The sequence below is a fragment of the Pseudonocardia broussonetiae genome (genome assembly GCF_013155125.1).
In the GTDB taxonomy this organism is placed as follows: Bacteria; Actinomycetota; Actinomycetes; order Mycobacteriales; family Pseudonocardiaceae; genus Pseudonocardia; species Pseudonocardia broussonetiae.
In genome coordinates this window covers 3,961,168-3,980,092 of record NZ_CP053564.1, presented here as the reverse complement: position 1 = coordinate 3,980,092, position 18,925 = coordinate 3,961,168, and the positions used below count along the sequence as shown (strand labels likewise).

Below are 18,925 nucleotides of genomic sequence, written 5' to 3'. Positions count from 1 at the left end.
CCCGTGGCGCCGGGCGGGGTCAGTGGTCCAGCGACGGCTGGTGGACGGGGCCCCAGATGTTGACCGTGGCCAGGTCGACCTCCCAGGTCCGCGGGCCCTGCGGGTACGTCTCGTGCCACGGGCGCGGCTCCCAGTGCCCCTTCGACTCGTCGTGGATGACGTCGATCTGGGTGAACAGCTCGATCGTGTTGCCGTCGGGGTCCTTGTGGTAGGTGAAGAGGTTGTGGCCCGGGCCGTGGCGCCCGGGACCCCAGTGCAGCCGCACCCCGTTCTTCCCCATGTGGTCGAGCATGGTGATCAGGTGGTTCGGATCGCGCATCTCGTACGCGATGTGGTGCATCCCCTCGAACTTGCTGCTGGCCATGAAGTTGGCCGCGTGGTGGTCGGCGTTGCACCGCAGGAACACGAAGAAGTCGCCGATGGTGTCGGACCACCGGAAGCCGAGGAGGTCCTGGTAGAACTTCTGCATCGAGGCCAGCTCGGGCGTGAACGCCGCGATGTGGCCGAGCTTGGTGGGGCGCAGCGGCGGGTAGCCCTCGACCCCGCTGCGGTCCTGGGCGGTGAACAGGTGCAGCGGGACCCCGGTGCCGGGCTCGTCCAGCACGAGCACGTCGGGGGTGCCGGGGCCGATGTCGCTGCGGCGTTCGACCTCATAGCCCGCCTCCTGCAGGCGGCGCCGGGCGTCGTCGAGGGAGTCCTGCACCTCGTAGCCGACGGCCGACCTCGCCCGGGTCCCGCCCGTGGTGAGCACGACGCAGTGGTGGTCGGCGCCGGTGGTGAGGAAGGCGCCGTCCGCCGAGCGCTCCTCGACGTGGAAGTCGAGGACCTTCGTGTAGTACTCGACCATGCGGTCCAGGTCGGGGGTCTGGAACGCCACGTAGCCCAGCTTCGAGACGCGGACGGCGGGCTCCGCCTCCGGTGCGGTCATGACCTGGTCCTCCTCCTGCGGCGGCGACGACGGATCGGTGGTTCGCCTCCGTCGGACGGCGCCGCGATCGCGGTGGTGCGGCGGACAGAGCCGGCACCCCGGCCATAGTGTCGACACTTGGGCAGGATGTCCAGAGCGGATCCGCTACTCGCCGGACGACCCCAGGGCGCTGGCGTACGCCACGGCCTCCTCGACCGCCCCGGCCGGCCGGTCGGGGGTGAAGTCGCACAGGACCCGCCGGGCCGTGCCGGCGAGGTGCTCGGCCATCAGCCGCGCCGCGAGGTCGCGGTCGCCGGCCAGGACCGCGTCGAGGATGGCGACGTGCTCGCGGTGCCGGTCCGGGAACAGGTCGCGGTGCCGCGCCTGGAACGCGCGGACGTAGGGCTCGCTCTGCTCCGCGTACGAGGCGACCGTGCGCAGGACCCGCGCTCCGCAGCGGATCACGACGATGCGGTGGAAGCGGTGGTGGGCCCGCGACCAGCTCGTCATGTCCGAGGCCCGGTTGGCGCGGTCCATCTCCCGCAGCGCGGTCGCGGCGTCCTTCGCCTCCGCCGCCGTCAGCCGGCCCGCCGTCAGGCGGACGCCGAGCGCCTCGAGCGCGATCCGCGCGGCGTAGAGGAGCTCGAGCTCGTCGGGGTCGAAGCCCGCGACCCGGCTGCGCTGGTTGAGCTCGCCGACGACGAGCCCCTCCTCCTGCAGCATCCGGAAGGCCTCCCGCAGCGGCGCCCGGCTGACGGCGAAGACCCGCGCCAGCTCGGCCTGCTTGAGCTCCGTGCCGGGCTCGAGGGTGCCGCTGACGATGAGCTCCCGCAGGTGGGCGTGCACCTCCACGCTGATCCGCCGGGGGTCGGTGATCCGCAGTCCCGGCAGCCCTGCGAGCGCCTCTGACACCGTGATGCCCGCCTCCCCCGTCGACGACCCGCCATCGGTCGCTCGCACTGTAGCGGCAAGACCCCCCGAACCGACCCTTGACGTCCGCAAAAAGTGTCGACACTCTGGCGGAACGCCGACGACGACGAGCAGTTCAGCGCCCCGTCGGCCCCCGGTGTCGACAGTCGGAAGAGGTCCCGCATGCATGCGCCGCCATGGTCGCTCGTCCAGTACACCCGCGCCGGGCACACCGGTGTCTCGGTCGGCGCCCTGGTCGACGACAAGATCGTGAGGACGCCCCCGGGCCTCGGGGACGGTGACCTGATGGCGGTCCTGCGCCGGTGGGCCGAGGTCGCACCGCTGCTGCGGACCTGGACCCCGGACTCCGACGACGTCGTGCCCGACGCCGTGCTCGCCGCCCCGCTCACCTACCCGGCGAAGATCCTCTGCGCGGGCGCGAACTACTACGCCCACCTCGCGGAGATGGGGATCGCGGCACCGGCGACCCCGCCCGAGCCGTTCTTCTTCTTCAAGCCGCCGACGACGACGGTGATCGGTCCCGGCGCCGCGATCCCGCTCCCCGTCGGGGACACCCGCATCGACTGGGAGGCAGAGCTGGGCGTGGTCATCGCCGACCGGTGCCGCGACCTCTCCCCCGAGGACGTCGCCGGGCACATCGCGGGCTACCTGCCCGCGAACGACATCTCCGCGCGCTCCCGGCTGACGCGGTCCGACGCGGTGGCCGCGCCCTTCGGCTTCGACTGGGTCGGCTCCAAGGCCCAGGACGGCTTCTGCCCCCTCGGACCCGGCCTGGTGCCGGCCTGGCTCGTCGGGGACACCGCCGACCTGGCCGTGCGGCTGCTGGTCAACGGCGTGGTCAAGCAGGACTCCTCGACCGCCGACATGATCAGTCCCGTCGCCGACCTGGTCGCCGCGGTCAGCCGGATGGTCACCCTCGAACCCGGTGACCTCGTCCTGACCGGCACCCCGGCCGGGGTCGGCCTGCCCCGCGAGGAGTTCCTCGCCCCCGGGGACGAGGTGGTCGTGGAGATCGACCGGGTCGGGCGCCTCGTGAACCCGGTGGTGGCGTCGTGAGCGCCGCGACCCGGGTCACGACCGGGGCCGACGCCTGGCCGGTGCCCGTCGCCCCCGGCGCGGAGATGAGCGCCGTCGTCTTCTCCGAGTTCGGACCGCCCGAGGTGCTGCACCGCGCCACGATCGCCACCCCGCAGCCCGCCCCGGACGAGGTGCTCGTCCAGGTCGCGGCGGTCAGCGTCGGCCGGCTCCTGGACCTGCGCGCCCGCGCCGGGACCCACCCGTACGCGCGGTTCGTGCTGCCGCACGTCCTGGGTGCTGAGCACGCCGGCGTCGTCGCGGCGGTCGGGAGCGGCGTCACCTCCTCTCGCGTCGGCGACCGCGTCGCGGTGTTCCCGTCCGTGTGCTGCGGCGGGTGCCGGTACTGCCTGCGCGGCCAGGCCGAGGCCTGCCAATCCCTGCAGCTCATCGGGACCCACCGCCCGGGCGCCTACGCCGACTACGTCGCGGTGCCCGAGCGCAACGTCACGCCGGTGCCCGACGGCATCTCCCCCGTCGAGGCCGCCGCACTCGCGCTGTCCGGACCCGTCGCCCGGAACCAGCTGACGCAGGCCGGGTTCGAGCCCGGGATGTGGGTGCTGGTGCAGGGGGCGGCGTCGGCGCTCGGCTCGACCACCGCGACGCTCGCGGCGCACCTGGGTGCCCGGGTCATCGCGACCTCGCGGTCGGCGGAGAAGCGCAGCCGGCTCGAGGCCGCCGGGATCGAGTTCACCCTCGACGGCACCAGCCCCACCTTCGCGGCGGACGTCCTCGACGTCACCGGCGGCCACGGCATCGACATCGCCATCGACGACCTGGGCGAGCCCGCGATGTTCGCCGCCACCCTCGACGCGCTGGCGGTCGCCGGCTCCGTCGTGACCTCGGGGGCCTTCCTCGGCGGCGGCGCGTCGGTGGACCTGCTGCGGCTCTACTCCCGGTGCCAGCGGGTCATCGGCGTGCGCACCGGCAACCCGGAGAGCGTCCGGGCGTCGTGGGCCGAGGTGGCCCGCGGCTTCCGGCCCGTCGTCGACCGCTGGTTCCCGCTCGACCGCGCCGCCGAGGCGCACCACCACGTGGAGTCCGACACCAACGTCGGCCGCGTCGCCCTCGTCACCCAGCCCTGACCGACCCAGCCCTGACCGACCCGGAAACGGAGATCAGCCATGATCGAGATCAGCAGGACGCTCGTCGTGAACGACGGCACCGAGCCCGCACTCAGCGTCGACGACGTGTGGGCCGGTCTGCTGGACAAGGCCGGCAACCCGACGAAGTACGTCCGCAGCATCACCTCGTGCCGCATCGTCGACCGGTTCGAGGGCGGGCTGGTGCGCGACATCGTCCACGCCGGCCGGCCCGTGCGCGAGGTCATCACCTTCCACCCGAAGCAGCTCGTCCACTTCCAGCGCACCCACGGCGAGGCGCGCGGCACGATCGACAACGAGCTCCGCGAGCAGGACGGGGAGCTCACGCTCACCTTCACCTTCCGGATCGCCGTCGACGGGGTCGAGGCGGGCAGCGCCCGGGAGGACGAGTTCGCGCGCCACATGGAGGAGGACTACCTCGACGCCGTCCGCACGACCCTCGACGCCGTGCGGGAGAGCGTCGCGACCGGGACCCCGCTCGGCGGCGACGCACCCGTCGCGGGTCCGGAGTTCATCCGGGACGTCTTCGCCCGCGTCGACGCCTTCGACCCTCCCCGGTTCGCCGAGATCTTCGCCCCCGACGGCACCATGGTCTTCGCCAACGGCGACCCGATGGTCGGGCCGGACGCGATCGTGGCCGGCGTCGGCGGCTTCTTCTCCACCATCGACGGGCTGAGCCACCGGATCCTGCACGAGTGGCACGAGGGCGACGCCAGCGTGGCCCAGCTGGAGACGACCTACGACCGCAAGGACGGCAAGCAGGTCACCGTCCCGGTCGTGTCGATCATCCGGCGCCGCGACGACGGGCTCGTCGCGGACTACCGCGTCTACTTCGACATCGCCCCGGTCTTCGCGTGACGGGCCGGGTGGAGGGCAAGGTCGCCCTCATCTCCGGGGCCGCCCGCGGGCAGGGCCGGGCGCACGCGGTCCGCCTGGCCCAGGAGGGCGCCGACATCATCGCGTTCGACATCTGCGGCCCGGTCGACGCCCAGGGCGCCCCCGCGGCCAGCGAGGAGGACCTCGCCGAGACCGTGGCGCTGGTGGAGAAGCTGGACCGGCGGATCGTCTGGGCGAAGGCCGACGCCCGCGACTTCGCCGCCGTCGAGCGCCTCGTCGACGACGGGGTCGAGCAGCTCGGCCACGTCGACATCGTGTCGGCGAACGCCGGGATCCAGGGCATCGCCGCGGACTCCGCCCACACCCGGGAGGAGGACTGGCGCGCGGTCCTCGACACCAACCTCACCGGCGTCTGGAACACGGCCCGGGCGGCCATCCCGCACCTCGTCGAGCGCGGCCGGGGCGGCGCCATCGTCCTGACCAGCTCCTCGCTCGCCCTCAAGGCCGCGCCGAACTTCTCCGCCTACACCTCGGCCAAGCACGGCGTCGTCGGGCTGATGCGCAGCCTCGCCGTGGAGCTGGCGCCGCACTCGATCCGGGTCAACTCGCTGCACCCCACCACGGTGCCCACGCCGCTGCTGCTCAACGAGAACAACTGGCGGATCTTCCGGCCCGACCTCGACGCGCCGACGCTCGACGACGTCATCCATCTCTACCAGGGCCTCAACCTGCTGCCGGTGCCGTGGGTGGAGGTGGAGGACATCGCCCACGCTCTGCTGTTCCTCGCCTCCGACGAGGCCCGCTACGTCACCGGGGTCGCGATGCCCGTCGACGCCGGGATGTCGGTCAAGTGAGCGCGCCCCGGGAGGACTTCACCGGCCGGGTCGCCCTGGTGACCGGCGCCGCGCGCGGCATCGGCCGGGCGAGCGCCCTCGCCTTCGCCGCGCGCGGCGCGTCGGTGGCGGTGTGCGACGTCCTCGACGACGCCGAGCAGACCGTGCGCCAGATCGAGGAGTCGGGTGGGAAGGCCCGGTTCCTGCGCGTCGACGTGTCCGACCCCCACCAGGTGGAGGCGGCCGTCCAGGAGACCGTCGGGCAGTTCGGAGGCCTGCACCTCGCCCACAACAACGCGGGCACCTTCGTGCCCGCCCCGTTGGCGGACCTCGCCGACGACGACTGGACGACGGTCCTCGCCGTCAACCTGACCGGCGTGTTCCTGTGCCTCAAGCACGAGATCCGGCACATGCTGGCGTCCGGCGGGGGCGCGATCGTCAACACCGCCTCGATCTGGGGCGACCGCGGCGCCGGGATGCAGGCCGCCTACACCGCCAGCAAGCACGGCGTGATCGGCCTGACCCGCACCGCGGCCATCGACCACGGCGGCTCGGGCATCCGGGTCAACGCGGTCTCGCCCGGACCGATCGAGACGGCCATGACCGCCGCCGTGCCGAAGGAGGCCATGGACGCGGTGATCGGCCGCACCGTCCAGGGCCGCTACGGCCAGCCTCCGGAGATCGGCGAGGCCGTCGCCTGGCTCTGCTCCGACGCGGCGTCCTACGTCAACGGGGCCGTCCTCCCGGTCGACGGCGGGTGGCTGGTCACCTAGGGGTCGGCCGCAGAGGTGACCGGGGTCTGCCCCGCCGGTGCGCCGGCGGGGCAGACCTCTGTCCGGGGGCAGTTCGCCCCACCCGCGCACGCCCCCCACCCGCGCACGCCCCCCACCCGCGCACGCCCCCCACCCGCGCACGCCCCCCTCCCGCGCACGCCACTGCGGGCCGCTCCCGCACCGGGGAGCGGCCCGCAGCAGTGTCCGGCTCGGTCACCCGGTGACGGCGGTCTGCTCCCGGTCGGCGGGGGCGACCACCCGACGGGCACCCCCCGCGGGCACCAGCACGACGAACACGGCACCGAGCACGCCCGCCGCGGTGAGCGCCAGGAAGCTCGCCCGGAGCCCGAGACCGGATCCGAGGATCAGCCCGAGGACCACCGGGGCCGCCACCGAGCCGAGTCGCCCGACCCCCAGCGTCCAGCCCAGCCCGAGCGGCGCCAGGCCCTGCGGGTAGTGCTGGGTCACGAGCGCCATGAGGAACGACTGCGTGCCGATCGTGCCGATGCCCGCGAGCCCGATCGCGACGTACATGACGACCTCGGCCGGGCGGGCGCTCAGCAGGGCCACGCTGGCCGCGCCGAGGACGAAGGTGGCGATGAGCACCGGCTTGGACCCGACCCGGTCGGCGACCAGGGCGACCAGCACGGTGCCGACGCACGCCCCGACGTTGAAGACGAGCAGGAACGTCAGCGCGCCGCCCAGGGAGTAGCCGGCCTGGCGCATGATCTGCGGAAGCCAGGTGTTCACGCCGTAGATCATGAACAGGCACAGGAAGCTGGCCCCGAGGAAGCACAGGGTGGCGAACAGGTACCGCCGGGCGAACAGCCCGCCGGTGCGGCCGACCGCCGGCGCGGCGGCCACCTCGGCGGCGGTGGGTGCCGGGGCCTCGTCGAGCGCGAACCGCGCGACCAGCGCGTCGGCCTCGTCGTGCCGTCCCCGACGGCGCAGCACCGTCACGGACTCGGGCAGCCCCCGCAGCGCGAACGGGAGGATCAGCAGCAGCGGGACCAGGCCGACCGCGAACATCCACCGCCACCCCGCGGTGGGGATGATCACCAGTCCGAGCAGCGCCGCGGTGATGCCCCCGATCGGGAAGCCGCTGAACATCACGGCGTAGACCATGTTGCGGAACCGGCGCGGCGTGAACTCCGCGGTGATCGCGCTGGCGATCGGCAGGACACCGCCCAGCCCGAGACCGGCGACGAACCGCAGCAGGGCGAAGACCTCCGGCGACGGGGCGAACGCGCAGCACGCCGTCAGGACGGAGAACCAGGTCAGGCAGCCGATCAGCATCCGCCGCCTGCCGACGACGTCGGCCAGCGTGCCGGCCAGCAGCGAGCCGACGAACATGCCCACCAGGGGCACGGAGCCGAGGAGGCCCGCGGTGGCGGGCGTGAGCCCCCATCCCGGTTCCTGCAGCAGCGACGGCAGGACCGCCCCGTAGACCACGACGTCGTAGCCATCGGCCACGATCGTCGCCCAGCAGATGATCAGTACGGCGAAGCCGGCAGAGGTCATCCGGCCCTTCGACGACGACGGCAGCGGTTCCATGGGCGTCTTCCTCCTCGATCGGCCCGCGACGATGCGGACAGGGCGCGACGTGCAGGGGTGCGGGCGCGCCTCAGAGTGTCGACACTTGTGTGCGCTGTCAATGGGGCATCCTGGTCGTAGAACTGGCGATAAGTCCTCACTTCGCCGGGCGGCCGACCACCTCACTGTCGACACATAACAGGCCTCGGGTTCGATAAGACTGGACTAATATAATCGCGCCTTGTTACTGTGGGCCGCCATGAGGTACACCGTCACCATCGAGGTCGCCCAGCCGCGGGAGAGGGTGGTCCGGCTGCTCGCCGACCCCGCACACCTGCCGAAGTGGCTGCGGGGCCTGGTGCTGCACGAGCCGCGGAGCGGGGTGCACGGGCAGGTCGGCACCGTGTCGCGGGTCGTGCTGCGCACGGGACAGCAGGAGATGGAGCTGACCGAGACCGTCACCCGCCGGGAACCGGCGGACCTGCACGGCCTCCCGCGGGACGGCGTCGTCCACTTCGAGCGCGAGATCGTCGGCGAGGGCATGTGGAGCGCCGTGCGGGACCGGCTGACCGAGGCCGGTCCGGAGACGACGCTGTGGGCCCAGGAGAGCGAGTACCGGTTCAGCGGCGTGCCGATGCGACTGGTGGCGCCCTTCCTGCGCCGTACGTTCCGCACGCAGTCGCGCCGGCACATGCAGGACTTCGCGGCGTTCGCCGAGCAGGGGACGGACGTCCGCGCTGCGGAGGGCTGAGGCCCGGCGAGCAGCGGGTCAGAGGAGGACCACGGGCACCTCGGCCCACACCGTCTTCCCCCGGGCCGTCGTCCGGTGACCCCAGCGCGCGCTCACCGCACGGATCATCTGCATCCCCCGCCCGCGGATGGCCCGGACGTCGTGGGGTCGGACCACCGGCGGGACGGCCGACTCGTCGGACACCGCGACGAGGACCAGGGACGCGTGCAGGTCGAGGGTCAGCACCGACGGCGTGCGGGCGTGCTCGGCGGCGTTCGACACCAGCTCGTTGACCACCACGAGGAGGTCGGCGGTGCTGTCCTCGTCGATCCCCCACGCACGCGCCGCACGTGATGCCGTGGCCCGGGCCCGCCGGGCAGCGTCGACGGACGCGTCGAACGCGGCTCTGACCGCACCAGGATGATCGAGCACCGACCGTGCCTCCCTCGTCGTCACGACGAGGGAGCAGCACCGCCCCGCCCATGCATCACACGTCGTCTCGTGGGTGCGGGTGCCCGCCGTCATCCGCCCGAAACACCGGCGCATCCCGCGCAAGCCGGCTGCAAGGGCCGCGCAACGCCGTCGGTGGACCGTGGTGCGGACCGGGCCCACGAGGGGACCGGGCATCCACCGGAGGTGCACCGTGGCCGAGGACCCGACGCCCACCGTGGTCCGCTGGTTCACCGAGGGGTTCGGCGGTCCGGCGCGGCCGGGGTACCGGACGACGGGCCCGGCGGAGGGATCCACCGGCCGCTTCGGCGCGGCCGCCGAGTACGCGCGGGCCCGGTACCCGGGCCGGGTCGGCGAGCTCGTCCGCCGCGAGATCCTGGCCTACGAGGACCTCGCGCACCTCTTCGACGGGAGCGGGCTCATCCCCCGGCTCGTCGACGACCTGCTCGCCGACCGGGGCGCGGACCGGGACGCCCGCCCCTGATCTCGTGCACGTCAGCGGGCGGCACGGTGCACCCACCGCGCCGCCCGGCTCCGACGTCCCCCTGCCGGGGGCGGGGGACTACTTCTTCTTCTTGTCCTTCTTGCTCTTCTTCTTCTTCGCCATGACCGGACCTCCCTCCGCGCCGTCGTCAACTCAACGTTGACCTCGGTCAACATAGCATTGACCCCGGTGCCGGGATAGCATCCGATCATGACGGCGGGTCGGTCCGAGGAGGTCAGGCAGGCGCTCGACGCCCTGGCCGCCGCCGGCGACCCCCTCGACGCACTGGCCGCGGCGCGTCGGGTCCGTGAGGCGGCGGAGGCGCTCGAGATCGCCGCGGCCGCGGAGGTCCGGCGCGAGGGCGGTACGTGGACCGAGATCGGCGCCGTGTACGACACCAGCAAGCAGGGCGGCCAGCAGCGCTTTCGCCACGCCCTGGCCTCCACCGAGGACGATCCGGAGGTCGCGCGACGTCGCCGGCGGCGCCGGCGGGCGTGACGTCACCGGCTCACGACGGCCCCCGGACGGGCCGCGGGTCACGAGGCGCGCAGGACGGTGAGCATCCCGCTCACCGAGGTCGACCAGGGGTACTGCTCGGCGCGCCTGCGCGCTGCGCGCCGCTGCCGGACCCGCTCCCCCGCGAGGACGCCGCCGAGCGCGTCGGCGAACCCGGCACCGGTGTCGTGGGCCAGCGCACCGCACGCGGGCCGCACGATCTCGGCGAGCGCGGAACCGGCCGACGCCACCACGGGCGTGCCGCAGGCCAGGGACTCCAGCGCGGCCAGGCCGAACGTCTCGTGCGGGCCGGGGGCGATGGTCGCGTCGGCGGTGGCCAGCAGGCGGGCGACGCCGCCGCGGTCGGGCACGAAGCCGAGGAAGTCCACGGGCAGGCCGGCCGCCCGTCGCTGCAGGGCGGGCCGGCTCGGCCCGTCGCCGGCCAGGACGAGGCGGACCGCCACCCCGGCCCGGCGGAGTCCCGCGACCGCGGCGATGCTGCGCTCGGCGTGCTTCTCGGGGGACAGCCGGCCGCAGTGCACGACCAGGAAGGCGTCGTCGTCGACGAGCCGCGACCGCAGGCCGGCGTCGGAGCGGTCGGGCGCGAACGTGTCGAGGTCGACCCCGAGCGGCACCCGGACGACGGTGCCGCACCCGATCCGGGCGAACTCCTCTTCGGCGAACCGCGTCGTGCACACCACGGCGTCGTAGGCGGCCGCGGTGCGCGCGTTGGCCGCGTCCGCGAGCCGGGCGGCCACCGCGGGCGGGAGGCCGGCCTGCCCGAGCAGGCGGTCGAGGCGCTCGTGCGAGATCGCGATGCTGCGGATCCCGCGACGGGCCGCCCACCGGCCCAGGCGGCGCAGCGTGAGCCGGTCCGACACCTCGACGACGTCCGGGCGCAGCTGCTGCAGCACCCGCTCCACCCGGTACGGGTCGATCACCCGGTAGCCCCCGGTCCCCGGGACGGGCGGCGCCGGCACCGTGATCCGCACGACCCCGTCCGCGCACACCTCGGTGCCGGACCGGGCCCCGGGCACGACGCGGACGACCTCGTGGCCGTGCGCGACGTACCCGGCACCCAGCTGCGCCAGCGCCGTGCGGAGCCCGCCCGAGCGCGGCCCGTAGAAGTTGGCGACCTGCGCGATCCTCACCGGGCCGTGCCCCGGGCGCGCGCCGGCACGGGCCGCACCGCCGCGCCGTCCAGCAGCGCCCGCAGGACGACGGGCCCGAGGTCGCGCCCGCGGCGCACCGCCCACGGCACGCCCTTCACGACCAGCCAGACCGCCCGTTCCAGATCGGTGACGCACCGGCCCCCGGAGCAGGCGAGACCGACCGGGACCGGCACGGCGAACCCGGCGGTCCCGAGCAGCTCGCCGATCGCGGCCGCGAGCAGCCGGTGCCCGCGCTCGAAGGGGTGCAGCCGGTCCACCGACCACATCGACCGGTCGTAGGTCCCCGGCAGGGCCGCGAGGTCCAGGACGCTCACGCGCACCCCGGCCCGCGTCGCGGCGACCAGCACCTCGTCGACCACGTCGTTCAACGCGGCGATGCGCCCCTGCAGCGCCCGGCGCAGCGGGGCGGGCAGGAGGAACACGCGGGAGTGGTCGTGGTGCCGGACCAGCACCACGTGCGCCCCCGCCGCGCCCAGCGCGCGGACGATCGCCCCGAGATCGGCGGCCAGCTCGTCGCGGTCGAAGTGCGCGCGCAGGGTGTCGTTCATCCCGGCGAACACGACCGCGACGTCCGGAGCGGCGGCCACGGCGGACGCCAGCTGCTCGGCCCGCACGGAGGCCACCGTGGCGCCGGTGCGGGCGGGGTTGACGAGGACCGCGGCGCCGACGGCGTCGCGCAGCAGGAGCCCGAACCCGCGCCAGCCGCGGTCGGGCAGCGAGTCGCCGAGCCCCACCGCCGTCGAGTCGCCGAGCGTCGCCAGGACGGCGATCCGGCGCGGCGGCGCGGTGGCGGGAGCGGGCGGGGACGTCAGCACCGGGTGCACGGTCACCCGCACACGGTCACCGACCAGCGCGGCAGCACGGTGTGGGCGACGTGACGGGCACGGGACGGCCGGGGGAACACGAGCTGCTCGGGCCGGGCGCGGCGGACCCCGTGCCGTCAGAACGTCGCGATCGGGTTGACCGGACTGCCGGACGTGCCCGCGAGGCGGACCGGCGCGACCGCCAGCTGGAAGTCCCACCGACCGAGCTCGGCGGCCGTGGTCGCGCACGCCTCCAGGTCGCAGTTGTCGAGCAGCCACAGCCCCATCGCCACGAGGCCCACGGCGTGGACCGGCATCAGCACGTCCGGGTACCCCGACGGCTGGACGTCCTGGGGCGTGTCGGCGCCGATCAGCGCGACCTCCCGCTCGTGCAGCCACGGCAGGCAGGACGCGTGCCAGCCGGCCTGCTCGACCCCGGGCGCCGGACCCTGCTCGTGCCGGGCGCGGCCCCGGCCGGTCCGCAGCAGCACCGCGTCGCCGCGGCGCACCCGCACGCCCTGGCGGCGCTCGGCCTCCTCGAGGTCGTCGGGGAACACCCCGTCCCCCGGCTCCAGCCACGGCACGCCGCGGACCGCCGCGACGTCGAGGAGGACGCCCCGCGTGACGATCCCGTCCGCCGCCGCCGTGACCGCGGCCCACGCCGAGCCCGTCGCGGGGTCGACCAGCGAGTGCGGGCGCCCGTTGTACATCGTGCCGTCCCAGAAGAGGTGGCACGGCGAGTCGAGGTGGGTGACCGCGTTGCCGTGGAACGTCATGCCCAGGTGCTCGGTCGAGAAGCCCCAGCGCCGGTCGGCGTGGAACGCGGGCGGCATGCCCTCGGCGCCCGGCATGTCGGCGGCGCACGGGCACGCCGTCGTCGACCGCTCCATGTCCCCCGGCACCGCGACCTCCCACGCGCACGACACGCTCCGGCCGTGGCGCACGGCCCGCGCCGCCGCCAGCCGGACGTCGTCGGTGACGTGGTTCAGCGTGCCGCGCTCGTCATCCTCGCCCCACCGCCCCCAGTTCGACAGCGTCGCGAAGTAGCCGAGCACGTCGTCCTGCGCGGGGACCTGTCGCCCTGCTGTCATCCCACGACTCCTCCGTCACGCGGTGTCCGGAACGGTAGTACGGCCCTCCGGACGCTCCCCCGCGGCGAGCACGGAACAGCCGCCGCCGGCGCCGCGTTCGTCCGGGCATGACCGCCCCCGCGTTCGACCCCCACGCACTGCTCGCCGAGAGCCGCCTGGGCGTCCTCGCCACGATCAAGTCCGACGGCCGGCCCCAGCTCTCGCCGGTGACGCCGACCTACCACCGCGAGGCGGGGGTGCTGCAGGTGTCGATGACCGAGGGCCGCGCCAAGACCGCGAACCTGCGGCGCGACCCGCGGGCGGCGCTGGAGGTCACCAGCCCCGACGGCTGGGCCTGGGCGACCGCCGAGGGCACCGTCGTCCTCACGGGTCCGGGCACCGACCCGCACGGCCCCGAGGTCGAGGCCCTGGTGGAGTACTACCGCGCCGCCGCGGGCGAGCACCCCGACTGGGACGAGTACCGCGCGGTCATGGTGTCCGACCGGCGGGTGCTCATGACCATGACGGTGGAGAAGGTGTACGGGGCGCGGCTGCGGTAGCGCCGGTAACGAGCGCCTCGAGGGCCCGGACGGCCACCGCGGTGCCGTCCTCCTCGCGGATCCGGGCGCCCAGCGCGGCGGCGCGCGCGGCCACGGCCGGGTCGCCCGTCGCCATGCGCAGCGCGGCGGCCAGGGCGGCGGCGGTCATCCGCCGCTGTGGCACGGGGGCGGGACCGACACCGAGGTCGTGGACCCGGCGGGCCCAGAACGGCTGGTCCGCCACGAAGGGGCACACCACCTGCGGACGACCGGCAGCGGCGACCGCCGCGGTCGTCCCGGCCCCGCCGTGGTGGACGACGGCGGCGACGCGGGGCAGCAGCACGTCGTGCGGCACGTCGTCGACGACCAGCACCGAGGCAGGAACCTCCCCTGCGACGAGGCCGCCCCACCCGGTCGCCACGATCGCGCGCAGGCCGGCCGCGCGGACGGCGTCGAGCACCGTCCGGGTGGTCGCAGCCGGGTCGGCGCCGGCCATGCTGCCGAACCCGACGAGCACCGGCGGCTCACCCGCGGCGAGGAACTCCTCGACGCCGGCGGGCAGCCCGGGCCGGGCGGCGGGGAGGAACCAGTAGCCGGTGGTGGTGACCGACGGGGGCCAGTCCTCCGGCGGGGGCACCACGTGGCGGCTCACCGCGTTGAGCACGGGCACGGGCACGCCGTCGGGGCGGCGCAGCGGGTCGTGGCGCCCGCGGCGCCGGGGCAGCCCGAGGTCGCGCCTGCGCCAGTCGTCCACGACGCGGGCGAACACCACCGCCGGCCCGCGCATGCCGAGGTAGCCGGCCCGGTTCGCCCACCCGGGCAGCCAGGGCGGCAGGGGCGCCCCCGGCCAGGGGAACTCCCGCGTCGGCACGTACACGGGCACGGTCAGCGCGAGCACGCAGGGCACGCCGAGCAGCTCGGCCACGTGCGGGGCGCCGATGACCTGACCGTTGTGCACGACGACGTCGGCGTCGTGCCCGATGCCGCGCGCGATCGTCGCGCAGTCCTCCAGCACGCGGCCGAACGCCGCGGGCATCGCCCGGGCGAGGGCCAGCTTGGCCCGCACACCCCCGGACACCGCCGCCCCGGCGACGCCGTCCATCAGCGCCAGGGGGCCGTCGTCGATCCGCACGAGGTCGAGCCCGTGCGCGGCCGCGAGCGGGCGGAAGCGCTCCGGCGCGGCCAGCACCACGTCGTGCCCGCGGTCGCGCGCGGAGCGGGCCAGTGCGACGAACGGCTGCACGTCACCGCGCGTGCCGAGGGTGACGACGAGGATCTTCACCGGGCCTCGGAGTGCTCGACGGCGTCCAGCGCGGCGCCGCAGCCGTCGTCGTGGGCCATGCGGTCGGCCACGACCTGCACCGCGGCCGCCCCCGGGAGGGCGCCGAGCGCCGCCGCGACGCGGCGGCGGTCGAGGCGGCGGGACGGGACGGGTGGCGCGGCCAGCCCGCGCCGGTGCAGCAGGTGGGCCCAGAACGGCTGGTCGGCGAGGAAGGGGACCACCACCGAGGGGATCCCGGCGCGCACCACGGCGTGGGTGGTGCCGGCCCCGCCGTGGTGCACCGCGGCCGCGCAGAGCGGGAGGACGTGCCCGTGGGCGACCGCGGACCGCACCAGCACGTCGTCGCCGGCGAGGTCGCCGGGCAGGCGCAGGCCTCCCCACCCGGTGACGAGCAGGACGCGCAGGTCGTGCTCGCGGGCGGCGCCGACCAGGGCCCGGGCCCGGCGTTCCGGATCGCCGTCGGCCATCGACCCGAACCCGGCGCAGAGCACCCGGCCCGCGCGGAGGAAGTCCGCGAGCTCCGGATCGGCCGCGGCGGGCCGCTCGGGCCGCGTCCACTGCCCGGTCAGCACGGTGGCGGCGGGCCAGTCGGCGGGCCGGGGCAGCAGCGCCGGGCTGACCGGCACCAGCGTCCGGGCAGGGCCCGGGAGCGCGCCGCGGGTCGGCAGCCCGGCCTCGGCGCGCAGGTCGCGGAGCACCCCGCGGAACACCGCCCCGGCCGCCGCGGCGAGGCGGTAGGTGAGCGGGTTGAGCGGTCCCAGCCCGGTCGTGGTGATCCCGGCGGCGGGGAACTCCCGGGTGGGCGTCAGCGTCGGGACGATCTCGACCAGGACCCGCGGCCGGTCCAGGCGCGCCGCGGCGACCGCGGCGCTGAGCACCTTCGGGTGGTGCACGATCACGTCGGGCCGGCGCTCCATGGCGACGCGCACCGCCGAGCGCAGCATCCCGGCCATCATCGGCGCGACGGTCGAGCGGAACGCCCGCGCGGCGGCCCACGGCGACACCCCCTGCGCCTCGACCACCGCGGCGAAGTCGCCGTCCAGCGCGGCCACCTCGAACCGGGGCGCTCCCCCGTCCGCCCCCTCCGTCGCGGCGAGCCGGGCACCGTCGACGAACTCCCGGGTCACCCCCAGCACGACCTCGTGCCCGGCCGCCGCGGCGCGGTGGGCGAGCGCGAGGAACGGGTCGACGTCACCGCGGCTGCCCGCGGTCAGCAGCAGGATCCTCACCGCACGTCCCGGCGCCCGTAGCCGACGGTGCCGACCACGACCAGCGCGGCCGCGACCACCGTCATGACGGCCGCACCCCCGACGTCCGGCCCCACCGCCGGCACCGCGGCCAGGTGGGCGAACGGCGAGACCCCGACCACCCACGGCGGTGCCCCGACGCTGTCGGCCACGACGGTGAGCAGGAACCCGCCGGCTCCGGGCAGCAGCCCGACCGGCACCACCGCGCCCGGCGCGAGGCCCAGCGCCGCGACGGCCGCGCCCAGGCCCAGCGCGGTGACCGGGAGGCTGTTCAGCGCGCCGGCGAGGGACTCGCCGAGCCCCAGCGGGCTGCCGACCGTCGCCGCTCCCGCCCAGAGCGCGGTCCCGGCCACGACGGTGAGCGCCACCGCCGCGGCCGCCGTGACGGCGACGTGCCCGGCGAGCAGCCGGGTGCGGGTGACCGGCCCGGCCAGCAGCAGGTCCAGCCGTCTGCCGGTCTCCGCGGCGCCCAGCGCCCCGGTGCGGACCGCGGCGAACGCCCCGGCCGGCACGGCGAGCAGGGAGAACAGGGTCGACGCGTAGCCCTGCACCGAACCCAGCTCCGCGAACCCCGCCTGCCCGGCGAGGTCGGCGAACACCGGGTTGGCGTCGAGGAAGTCGGTCATCGACCGCGACACCGCCCCGATGAGCAGGAAGAACGCGCCGATCCCGGCCGCCCACCCGGCCAGCGGGGCGAGCACCAGGCGCACGGCGAACCGGGCGGGCGACGCGAGCAGCGCCGTGCGGGCGGGGCGCGGCGGCCGGGCGGGGAGCAGCCCCGCCCGGACGTCCCGCCGCGCGGCGAGCGACGGCACCACCGCGACCACCGCGAGCGCCACCGCGGCCAGCACCAGCAGCGGCAGCACCCGGTCGGTGTGGAACGGCTCGACCAGCGCCACCAGCCCGAACGGCGACAGCCACCGGATCCACCCCAGCGGCTCGACCCCGTCGCCGACCATCCGCACCAGCAGGCCGCCGAGCAGCACCGCCACCGCCAGGCCGCTCGCCGCCGCCCGCGCCGGCGCCGCCTGCGCCGCCACCCCGGCCGTCCCGATCGCCGCGATCCCCACCGCGGCCGTCCCGGCCCCGTGCAGCAGCGCCCCGACGGGCCCCGCCCCGGCCAGCACGAGCCCTGCGGCGGTCGCGACACCCGCGGCACCCACCGCGCCCAGCAGCACCGCCAGGTGCAGGCGGACCACCGCCGCGACCGGCAGGACCCCGCCGAGCAGCAGGTCCAGCCGGCCGGTGTCCTCCTCGCCGCGCAGCACGCGGGTGGTGGCGAGCGCGGCCCACACCCCCACCAGGACCGCGAGCACGGTCCCGGTGCGCCAGACCGCGAAGCCCCCGGGGTCGTCGAGCGCCACCGGGTCGCCGAACAGGGTGCGGACGGCCGGGTTGCCCGCCAGCGCCGCCAGCGCGGCCGCGCCGCCGGGGGCCGAGCCGACGACGTCGTCGTAGGTCGCGACGACCAGCGCCGACATGCCGCCCGCCACGGCCGTCACGACCAGCGCGCCCCGCCGCACCTGCCGCAGCGCGAGCCCGGTGACGGCCCGCCGGGCTCCCCCGGGACGCACCGGCGTCGGGGTCCGGGGCCGCTCCACCGTCGTGCTCACGAGGTCCGCCCGTAGTAGCCGAGGAAGATCTCCTCCAGGCTCGGCTCGTGCACGCGCAGCGCCGCCACCTCCGCCGCGGCCAGGGCCCGCAGCGCCGGGCCGGGTGGCCCGTCGAGCGCGAACCGCAGCCGGGCCCCGTCGACCTCGACGTCCGACACCCCCGCGACCCCGGTCAGGTCCGGCACCGCCCCGACCACGAGCGCCTCGACGCGGCTGCGGTGCAGCCCGCGCAGCCCGCCCACCCCGGCCACGTCCACCAGGCGTCCCGCGCGCAGGATCCCGACCCGGTCGCACACCGCCTCGACCTCGGCGAGCTGGTGCGAGCACAGCAGCACCGTCCGCCCCTCGTCGCGGGCCTCGCGCACGACCTGCTGGAACTGCTGCTCCATCAACGGATCCAGCCCCGCCGTCGGCTCGTCGAGCACCAGCAGCGGCGCCCGCGTGGCGAACGCCGCCACCAGCGCCACCTTCTGCCGGTTGCCGCTGGAGTAGGTCCGCGACGGCTTCCCCGGGTCCAGCGCGAACCGCTCCACCAGCTCGTCGCGCCGGGCCCGGTCGACCCCCGGGCCGATCTCGCCCAGCAGGTGCAGCACCTCTCCCCCGGTCAGCGTCGGCCACAGCGCCACGTCGGCCGGGACGTGGGCCAGCAGGGCGTGCGCGGCCGCCACGTCCGAGGCGGGAGCGTCGAAGATCCACGCCCGCCCCGTGGTGGGCCGGGCCAGGCCCAGCAGCATCCGGATCGTGGTCGACTTCCCCGCCCCGTTCGGGCCGAGCAGGCCGAAGACCTCGCCCGGCTCGACGGTCAGGTCCAGGGACTCGACGGCGGTGGTGGCGCCGTAGCGCTTGCCCAGGCCCTCGGTGCGGATCGCGGGAACGGAGCGGGATGCGGGCACGACGGCCTCCGGTGGTCAGCAGTGATCGACATGCCGACCAGGCTTCCCGGCGCTCCTGGGCGGACCGTACCCCCGCCCGCGCCGCCGGGGAAGACCCCGGGCCGCTGTGATCCGCGTCCGCCCGTCCGGCACGGTGCCCCACGCGCCCGTACAGTGC

At 75.6% G+C, this 18,925-nt stretch carries 20 protein-coding genes; 9 read left to right on the top strand and 11 right to left on the bottom strand.

Going from position 1 to position 18,925, the window contains the following annotated elements; genetic code table 11:
• Window positions 1-19 precede the first annotated feature (19 nt).
• Both HOP40_RS19575 and HOP40_RS19570 read right to left on the bottom strand, forming a co-directional pair.
• Window positions 20-928, bottom strand: coding sequence for a VOC family protein (locus tag HOP40_RS19575; RefSeq protein WP_172160669.1), 909 nt, complete (start codon window positions 926-928; stop codon window positions 20-22).
• A gap of 144 nt (window positions 929-1,072) precedes the next feature.
• On the bottom strand, window positions 1,073-1,819 hold the full coding sequence (locus tag HOP40_RS19570; RefSeq protein WP_172160667.1) for a GntR family transcriptional regulator: 747 nt from the start codon (window positions 1,817-1,819) through the stop codon (window positions 1,073-1,075).
• Between the two features lie 180 nt (window positions 1,820-1,999).
• On the opposite strand from HOP40_RS19570, the gene HOP40_RS19565 reads away from it, so the two are divergent.
• The 5 genes from HOP40_RS19565 to HOP40_RS19545 are packed head-to-tail and all read left to right on the top strand — an operon-like array spanning window position 2,000 to window position 6,457.
• The gene (locus tag HOP40_RS19565) at window positions 2,000-2,893 is read left to right on the top strand and encodes a fumarylacetoacetate hydrolase family protein (RefSeq protein ID WP_172160666.1); all 894 of its coding nucleotides are present in this window, start codon (window positions 2,000-2,002) and stop codon (window positions 2,891-2,893) included.
• On the top strand, window positions 2,890-3,996 hold the full coding sequence (locus tag HOP40_RS19560) for an alcohol dehydrogenase catalytic domain-containing protein (RefSeq protein ID WP_240157154.1): 1,107 nt from the start codon (window positions 2,890-2,892) through the stop codon (window positions 3,994-3,996). Before HOP40_RS19565 ends, HOP40_RS19560 begins: the two co-directional genes overlap by 4 nt.
• Window positions 3,997-4,035: 39 nt before the next feature.
• A complete protein-coding gene (locus tag HOP40_RS19555) occupies window positions 4,036-4,872 on the top strand; it encodes an AtaL-like protein (RefSeq protein ID WP_172160664.1) in 837 nt (278 codons plus the stop codon).
• Window positions 4,869-5,705 (top strand): mycofactocin-coupled SDR family oxidoreductase, encoded by an 837-nt coding sequence (locus HOP40_RS19550; RefSeq protein ID WP_172160662.1) that lies wholly within the window; start codon window positions 4,869-4,871, stop codon window positions 5,703-5,705. The genes HOP40_RS19555 and HOP40_RS19550 overlap by 4 nt, the downstream gene beginning before the upstream one ends.
• On the top strand, window positions 5,702-6,457 hold the full coding sequence (locus HOP40_RS19545) for an SDR family NAD(P)-dependent oxidoreductase (RefSeq protein ID WP_172160660.1): 756 nt from the start codon (window positions 5,702-5,704) through the stop codon (window positions 6,455-6,457). Before HOP40_RS19550 ends, HOP40_RS19545 begins: the two co-directional genes overlap by 4 nt.
• A 213-nt stretch (window positions 6,458-6,670) precedes the next feature.
• Here the strand turns inward: HOP40_RS19545 and HOP40_RS19540 are convergent, their stop codons facing one another.
• Complete coding sequence (locus HOP40_RS19540; RefSeq protein ID WP_172160658.1) at window positions 6,671-8,011, bottom strand: MFS transporter; 1,341 nt, start codon at window positions 8,009-8,011, stop codon at window positions 6,671-6,673.
• Window positions 8,012-8,249: 238 nt separating this feature from the next.
• Between HOP40_RS19540 and HOP40_RS19535 the strand changes: the two genes are divergently transcribed.
• Complete coding sequence (locus HOP40_RS19535; RefSeq protein ID WP_172160656.1) at window positions 8,250-8,741, top strand: SRPBCC family protein; 492 nt, start codon at window positions 8,250-8,252, stop codon at window positions 8,739-8,741.
• 18 nt (window positions 8,742-8,759) lie between these two features.
• Here the strand turns inward: HOP40_RS19535 and HOP40_RS19530 are convergent, their stop codons facing one another.
• A complete protein-coding gene (locus tag HOP40_RS19530; RefSeq protein WP_172160654.1) occupies window positions 8,760-9,152 on the bottom strand; it encodes an ATP-binding protein in 393 nt (130 codons plus the stop codon).
• 211 nt (window positions 9,153-9,363) lie between these two features.
• Here HOP40_RS19530 and HOP40_RS19525 point away from each other — a divergent pair, with 211 nt between their 5' ends.
• Together HOP40_RS19525 and HOP40_RS19520 are read left to right on the top strand one after the other, a co-directional pair.
• On the top strand, window positions 9,364-9,654 hold the full coding sequence (locus HOP40_RS19525) for a hypothetical protein (protein ID WP_172160652.1): 291 nt from the start codon (window positions 9,364-9,366) through the stop codon (window positions 9,652-9,654).
• Window positions 9,655-9,864: 210 nt separating this feature from the next.
• Entirely contained in the window at window positions 9,865-10,152 is a 288-nt protein-coding gene (locus HOP40_RS19520) for a hypothetical protein (RefSeq protein WP_172153786.1), read from the top strand.
• Between the two features lie 38 nt (window positions 10,153-10,190).
• On the opposite strand, the gene HOP40_RS19515 is transcribed toward HOP40_RS19520, so the two are convergent.
• From HOP40_RS19515 to HOP40_RS19505, 3 genes are all read right to left on the bottom strand, one after another.
• The gene (locus HOP40_RS19515) at window positions 10,191-11,300 is read right to left on the bottom strand and encodes a glycosyltransferase (RefSeq protein WP_172160650.1); all 1,110 of its coding nucleotides are present in this window, start codon (window positions 11,298-11,300) and stop codon (window positions 10,191-10,193) included.
• Window positions 11,297-12,151, bottom strand: a complete 855-nt coding sequence (locus HOP40_RS19510) for an SGNH/GDSL hydrolase family protein (RefSeq protein WP_240157153.1) — start codon at window positions 12,149-12,151, stop codon at window positions 11,297-11,299. Before HOP40_RS19510 ends, HOP40_RS19515 begins: the two co-directional genes overlap by 4 nt.
• A 110-nt stretch (window positions 12,152-12,261) precedes the next feature.
• The gene (locus tag HOP40_RS19505) at window positions 12,262-13,215 is read right to left on the bottom strand and encodes a cyclase family protein (RefSeq protein ID WP_172160648.1); all 954 of its coding nucleotides are present in this window, start codon (window positions 13,213-13,215) and stop codon (window positions 12,262-12,264) included.
• A 107-nt stretch (window positions 13,216-13,322) separates the two neighbouring features.
• Here HOP40_RS19505 and HOP40_RS19500 point away from each other — a divergent pair, with 107 nt between their 5' ends.
• Complete coding sequence (locus HOP40_RS19500; protein ID WP_172160646.1) at window positions 13,323-13,754, top strand: PPOX class F420-dependent oxidoreductase; 432 nt, start codon at window positions 13,323-13,325, stop codon at window positions 13,752-13,754.
• On the opposite strand, the gene HOP40_RS19495 is transcribed toward HOP40_RS19500, so the two are convergent.
• From HOP40_RS19495 to HOP40_RS19480, 4 genes are read right to left on the bottom strand one after another with little or no spacing between them, the layout of a single operon-like run.
• Window positions 13,708-15,015 (bottom strand): glycosyltransferase, encoded by a 1,308-nt coding sequence (locus HOP40_RS19495; protein WP_172160644.1) that lies wholly within the window; start codon window positions 15,013-15,015, stop codon window positions 13,708-13,710. The genes HOP40_RS19500 and HOP40_RS19495 overlap by 47 nt on opposite strands.
• Entirely contained in the window at window positions 15,012-16,244 is a 1,233-nt protein-coding gene (locus HOP40_RS19490; protein ID WP_172160642.1) for a glycosyltransferase, read from the bottom strand. The genes HOP40_RS19495 and HOP40_RS19490 overlap by 4 nt, the downstream gene beginning before the upstream one ends.
• The gene (locus tag HOP40_RS19485; RefSeq protein WP_172160640.1) at window positions 16,241-17,875 is read right to left on the bottom strand and encodes a polyketide antibiotic transporter; all 1,635 of its coding nucleotides are present in this window, start codon (window positions 17,873-17,875) and stop codon (window positions 16,241-16,243) included. The genes HOP40_RS19490 and HOP40_RS19485 overlap by 4 nt, the downstream gene beginning before the upstream one ends.
• Window positions 17,872-18,768 (bottom strand): ABC transporter ATP-binding protein, encoded by an 897-nt coding sequence (locus tag HOP40_RS19480; RefSeq protein ID WP_172160638.1) that lies wholly within the window; start codon window positions 18,766-18,768, stop codon window positions 17,872-17,874. The genes HOP40_RS19485 and HOP40_RS19480 overlap by 4 nt, the downstream gene beginning before the upstream one ends.
• Window positions 18,769-18,925 lie beyond the last annotated feature (157 nt).

Excerpts from the sequence above, each read along its gene's own strand:
- HOP40_RS19575 (WP_172160669.1), bottom strand. The coding sequence starts at position 928 with ATGACCGCACCGGAGGCGGAGCCCGCCGTCCGCGTCTCGAAGCTGGGC.
- HOP40_RS19565 (WP_172160666.1), top strand. The coding sequence starts at position 2,000 with ATGCATGCGCCGCCATGGTCGCTCGTCCAGTACACCCGCGCCGGGCAC.
- HOP40_RS19555 (WP_172160664.1), top strand. The coding sequence starts at position 4,036 with ATGATCGAGATCAGCAGGACGCTCGTCGTGAACGACGGCACCGAGCCC.
- HOP40_RS19540 (WP_172160658.1), bottom strand. The coding sequence starts at position 8,011 with ATGGAACCGCTGCCGTCGTCGTCGAAGGGCCGGATGACCTCTGCCGGC.
- HOP40_RS19535 (WP_172160656.1), top strand. The coding sequence starts at position 8,250 with ATGAGGTACACCGTCACCATCGAGGTCGCCCAGCCGCGGGAGAGGGTG.
- HOP40_RS19520 (WP_172153786.1), top strand. The coding sequence starts at position 9,865 with ATGACGGCGGGTCGGTCCGAGGAGGTCAGGCAGGCGCTCGACGCCCTG.
- HOP40_RS19505 (WP_172160648.1), bottom strand. The coding sequence starts at position 13,215 with ATGACAGCAGGGCGACAGGTCCCCGCGCAGGACGACGTGCTCGGCTAC.
- HOP40_RS19500 (WP_172160646.1), top strand. The coding sequence starts at position 13,323 with ATGACCGCCCCCGCGTTCGACCCCCACGCACTGCTCGCCGAGAGCCGC.